This window comes from Mesobacillus sp. (assembly GCF_049588175.1).
Lineage (GTDB): Bacteria > Bacillota > Bacilli > Bacillales > Cytobacillaceae > Mesobacillus.
The window spans coordinates 1-5197 of record NZ_JBAVFI010000308.1 but is presented as its reverse complement, the minus strand read 5'-3'; the positions used below and the strand labels follow the sequence as shown (position 1 = coordinate 5197).

The 5197-nt window shown below is 41.6% G+C and carries 7 protein-coding genes; 5 read left to right on the top strand and 2 right to left on the bottom strand.

Translation table 11 applies throughout. The features are described 5' to 3' along the window. Both WB217_RS07575 and WB217_RS07570 read left to right on the top strand, forming a co-directional pair. The coding region (locus WB217_RS07575) for a hypothetical protein (RefSeq protein ID WP_423992136.1) at positions 1 to 180 on the top strand (180 nt) is incomplete at its 5' end. A gap of 189 nt (positions 181 to 369) precedes the next feature. Further along, a complete protein-coding gene (locus WB217_RS07570; RefSeq protein WP_423992134.1) occupies positions 370 to 1143 on the top strand; it encodes a phosphotransferase in 774 nt (257 codons plus the stop codon). Between the two features lie 8 nt (positions 1144 to 1151). On the opposite strand, the gene WB217_RS07565 is transcribed toward WB217_RS07570, so the two are convergent. Next, the gene (locus tag WB217_RS07565; protein ID WP_423992132.1) at positions 1152 to 1430 is read right to left on the bottom strand and encodes a YtzH-like family protein; all 279 of its coding nucleotides are present in this window, start codon (positions 1428 to 1430) and stop codon (positions 1152 to 1154) included. Between the two features lie 191 nt (positions 1431 to 1621). Here WB217_RS07565 and trmB point away from each other — a divergent pair, with 191 nt between their 5' ends. Further along, positions 1622 to 2266: a tRNA (guanosine(46)-N7)-methyltransferase TrmB gene (gene trmB / locus WB217_RS07560; protein WP_423992130.1), complete on the top strand. Its 645-nt coding sequence runs from the start codon at positions 1622 to 1624 to the stop codon at positions 2264 to 2266. Positions 2267 to 2625: 359 nt separating this feature from the next. After that, positions 2626 to 3465, top strand: coding sequence for a YtnP family quorum-quenching lactonase (locus WB217_RS07555; RefSeq protein ID WP_423992128.1), 840 nt, complete (start codon positions 2626 to 2628; stop codon positions 3463 to 3465). Positions 3466 to 3754: 289 nt separating this feature from the next. On the opposite strand, the gene WB217_RS07550 is transcribed toward WB217_RS07555, so the two are convergent. After that, complete coding sequence (locus WB217_RS07550; RefSeq protein ID WP_423992126.1) at positions 3755 to 4069, bottom strand: PepSY domain-containing protein; 315 nt, start codon at positions 4067 to 4069, stop codon at positions 3755 to 3757. Positions 4070 to 4301: 232 nt separating this feature from the next. On the opposite strand from WB217_RS07550, the gene WB217_RS07545 reads away from it, so the two are divergent. Then, positions 4302 to 5197, top strand: an 896-nt coding sequence (locus WB217_RS07545; protein WP_423992124.1) for a M42 family metallopeptidase, incomplete at its 3' end; no start/stop codon positions are given.

The following is a 5197-nucleotide window of genomic DNA, read 5'->3' as shown; positions in this document are numbered from 1 at the left end:
AGGCTGTACCAGTGCCAGTGTTGCACAGGACGTGGGGTACATAGTCGGCTCACTCTTGGCAGACTTGAACATGAAATTTCCGGCACATATGTTGCGAGAGGAGTGACGGTTTTTATCGGCATTTCTAAAAAAATCAGTTCATCCTTTTCAAATGATAACTTTTTCACAATATTAATTTGAGGTTCATGGGGTTGACGAAGGAAGCCTCTAGGAGATAAAATTTATAAGATAGCTATTGTATGTGAATTTTTCTATCAATAGCTGTCTTTTTATTTCCGATAATAAGAACATCAGTGAATTTATATTTTATAGATACATTTCCGGTTTTTTAGCATAAGGGAAATAGTGATAAATTGAAGGTGACTAACTTTGGAACATTTATTTGGACAGGATTGGGAAATCGTTCCTGCAGGCGGCGCAACAGGTGCTGCTTATTTTGCACAGCATGAAGGTCAAAGGCTGTTTTTAAAACGTAATTCGTCCCCTTTTCTTGCTGTACTCTCCGCAGAAGGAATCGTACCCAAGCTTGTTTGGACTAAAAGGTTAGAGAACGGAGATGTTATAACTGCACAGCAATGGATGAATGGAAGAGAGCTAAAGCCTGGAGATATGAATGATGACCGGGTGGCCAAGCTTTTAAAGAAGATCCATGCGTCTGAACCTTTGCTAGGCATGCTTACCCGGCTAGGGAAAAGTCCTTTGCAGCCTGAGATGATTCTGCATGCATTAAATGAGGAACTAGAGGAAGAGCTCTGGGCGAAACCTGTAGTGAAAGAGTCGATGGAATTTCTTACAGAAAACGTGGGGAAAGTCGACTTCCATGATAAGGTAGTTTGCCACTGTGATGTTAATCATAACAACTGGCTGCTTACGGAAGACAACCAGTTGTATTTAATTGATTGGGATGGCGCGATGATCGCTGATCCGGCCATTGACATTGGCCTTCTCCTATATTCCTACATACCCGAAGAGGCTTGGGAAGAATGGCTCGAAATGTATGGGATCAGCCTGACAGATAATCTCAAGCAAAGGATGAAGTGGTATGCACTTGCGCAATCGCTTTCGTCCATTCAATGGCACAAAAACCAGAATCGCATTCCTGAAATGGATAAATGGGTTGAATTTTTAAAAGCACTTTTTTAACTCTTATTTTATGAAAACTGTCCAATATCATCTACCCATTGGGATAATTGACTTTGATTGGTCTGGATATGCTGCTCCAAATCCGAGGCGTTAACCCCGTTCTGGCTGTACTGATATACATCCTGCAAAATTGATTTTATATTGCCGTCTACGTTCGTGTTGACCATCAAAGACTTAATGAGGCGTTCCAATTGCTGATACTCCGCAACCGATCCGCAGCAGTCAGTCTGGTGGTTGCTTAATATATCCTTTAATAAATTTACCTGGTCATGGTGGCTTAAAGGCACACAGATCACCCTTTCGTTTTAAAAGGAATTCACCTTTAGAGTGTGGATTCCTTTTTGCGTTTATACATGAAGCAAGCCCTTTTCCTATGGAAAGGCCGTTTAATAAGTCGCAAAATGGAATTTACATCTTGAAAACATATGGGTTGCATGATATCGTTTGAAACGAATGAAAATAGTACAGAGGTGTAAGCATGAGATTAAGAAATAAGCCTTGGGCAAAAGATAAATTGCAGCAATACTCAAACTACGTTATCCAGGAACCAGAAAATTCCCGAGGAAACTGGGGCGAGGTATTTGAAAAACAACAGCCGCTCCACATTGAAATCGGAACCGGCAAGGGCCAGTTCATTACAGGGATGGCAAAAGCGAATCCTGACATTAACTATATCGGTATCGAATTGCAGGAGAGTGTCATCGTAAGTGCACTGGACCGTTTAATTGAAGCAGAGCTGCCTAACTGCAAGCTGATGAATGTGAATGGAGCGGAGCTTGATAAATACTTCAAAAGCGGAGATGTCAGCCGTGTTTACTTGAATTTCTCTGATCCATGGCCTAAAACGCGTCATGAAAAGAGAAGATTGACATTCAAATCCTTTTTGGAAGTATATGAAGCCATCCTTGTTAAAAATGGAGAAATTCATTTCAAAACGGATAACCAGGGTTTATTTGAATACTCACTTGTCAGCTTTTCACACTATGGCATGCTGCTGAAGTATGTAAGCCTTGACCTTCATAACAGCGACTACGAAGGAAACATCATGACTGAATATGAAGAGAAGTTCTCTTCTCGAGGAAGCAGGATTTACCGCTGCGAGGCACAGTTTATAGCTGAATAAAGAATGCGAAAAAACCGTTCGATATGTATCGATCGGTTTTTTTTTGATATCAGATTGTTGTCCATCAGCGGCAAAGAACAATTGCTGAGGGAGAATCTTTGATATGGAAAAAAAGCGCGGTAATTTCCAGTTCGCCAATAAAATTGTGAACATCGCAATAAAATTAAAATTTCGCCAATATACCAGTGAACATCGCCAATAAAATGATAACTGAAGCTTCTTTTAAACATGGTTAGACGAAAAAAACGTGAATTTGTATAAGAGTAGCCTGAAGTTATAGCAGGAAAGATTATAAGTAAGAGTATTTATTTAAAAATTTTGAATCTTGGTGTTACAATCAAGTAAAAAGGAGGATGCATATGGAAAAGCTTAAGCTTCGGAATGTTAAACTTCAGTGGCTGAACGGGGGAGTTACACATCTTGATGGAGGCGCAATGTTTGGCGTCGTGCCGAAACCGCTTTGGTCACGAAAGTACGAAGTCAATGAAAATAACCAAATTGAGCTCAGAACCGATCCGATTTTGATCCAGGCTGAGGGGAAGAACCTCCTCGTTGAAAGCGGGATTGGGAATGGGAAATTAAACGATAAGCAAAAACGTAATTTTGGTGTGCTTGAGGAATCAAATCTTGATTCAGAACTGAAAGAATTAGGATTAGCGTCCGAAGATATTGACTATATTTTAATGACACATATGCATTTTGATCATGCTTGCGGATTGACTAAGGAAATAAATGGGGAGCTTGTTTCTGTTTTCCCGAATGCTAAAATCATCACATCGAAGATTGAATGGGATGAGATGCGCAACCCGAATATCCGTTCAAAAAGTACATATTGGGAAGAAAATTGGCAGGGGATCGAACAGCAAGTAGAGACGTTTGAGAAAGAGTGGTCTTTTGGGCCAATCAAAATGATCCACACTGGCGGTCATAGTGATGGACATGCCATTTTAATCATTGAGGACGAGGATATGACTGTGGTTCATATGGCGGACATCATGCCGACACATGCTCACCAGAACCCACTTTGGGTAATGGCTTATGATGATTATCCGATGGATTCTATTTTTGCCAAACAAAAGTGGCTGGAATACGGCATTAGCAAGGATGCCTGGTTTACTTTTTACCATGATGCCGTTTACCGTGCGATTATATTTGATAATGAAGGCAAAATAACACAGACAATTGAACGAAAAAAATAGACCTGCATCTGCAGGTCTTAGCTTGTCGGTAAAGATACAGGTCACAGATAAGTTAATTAAACCCTGTTGATTGCAGTGGAAGGCGCGTAGACTCCTGCGGGCTTAGCTGGACAGGTGAGACCCCGCAGGAGCGAAGCGACGAGGAGGCTCAGCGCCAGCCCCGCGGAAAGCGAAGCGCCTGGAACGGAAATCAACAGACCAGTTTTACTTACCAACCAAGATAAAAAAAATGTAGACAAGCTTGCTTTTATCCAGTTTGTCTACAGCCTGAGACCTGCATCTGCAGGTCTTAATTTAAAGGATACGTATCGAGAATGGCTCCTGTAGCAGCGTCAGCGATAAATTCATACTGCTCTACCTGGCCATTCACATTCCGGGAGATTCCACCTTTATAAACCAGATATTCAATAGGCGGCTTTGAGTACGGTTCAGCGTTCATATTGATCCATGAGCCGCTGATTGACCCTGATTTCTTAAAAACTGCTTTTGCATGCTGCAGCACTTTGTCTGCTGAAACAGTTTCCTTCTGGGAAGCAAGTTCCTTTACAGCATAAGCACCTGCCAGACCAGCACCGACGCCAATGAAAAAGATTTTCCAGTTCATAGTCAAGTACCCCCAAGGTTATATATGGATTTCATGATACCTACATCATAACAAATCAGCATGATCGAGCAAAGAAATAATACACATGACTATTTAATGAGTGGTGTGATTTAAATTAAAAACCTGAATGACTTGATAAAGACTGGCAAGCATAAGCAATAATCTGTAAAATACATTGTATATATACATAATCTTTAGGTAATCTAAATTTTTGGTGAGAAGGAGCAATGAAATGAACGAGCAAACATTAAGCCTTTTTAAAACATTGACTGAATTGCCTGGTGCGCCGGGGAACGAGCATGCAGTGCGCAGCTTTATGCGTGAACAATTAGGACAGTACTCAGATGAATTGATACAGGATAAATTAGGCAGTGTATTCGGAGTTAAAAAAGGTGACCCGAACGGTCCGAAAATCATGGTAGCAGGTCATATGGATGAGGTTGGCTTCATGGTTACCTCTATTACGAAAAATGGGATGATCCGTTTTCAGACTCTTGGCGGATGGTGGAGTCAGGTTCTGCTAGCCCAGCGTGTCCAGATCATTACAAAAAATGGGCCGATTACTGGAGTGATTGGTTCTATCCCTCCTCACCTTTTGGATGAGTCCAAACGCAACAAGCCTATGGAAATCAAGAACATGCTGATTGATATCGGTGCAGATGACAAAGAGGATGCAATCAAGATCGGCATCAAGCCCGGTCAGCAAATTGTTCCTATTTGCCCATTCACTCCGATGGCAAATGAGAAAAAGATTTTAGCTAAAGCCTGGGATAACCGTTATGGGTGCGGACTGGCAATCGAATTGTTAAAAGAAACAAAGGATATCCAGCTCCCTAATATGCTATACTCTGGTGCGACAGTGCAGGAGGAAGTTGGCCTTAGAGGAGCACAGACTGCAGCCAATATGATTGATCCTGACCTATTCTTTGCGCTTGATGCGAGTCCGGCAAATGATATGTCAGGTGATAAAAATGAATTTGGACAGCTTGGAAAAGGAACTTTGTTAAGAATTCTCGACCGCTCTATGGTCACGCACCGCGGCATGAGAGAATTTATCCTTGATATGGCTGAAACTCACAATATTCCATACCAGTACTTTGTTTCACAGGGTGGCACAGATGCAGGAAG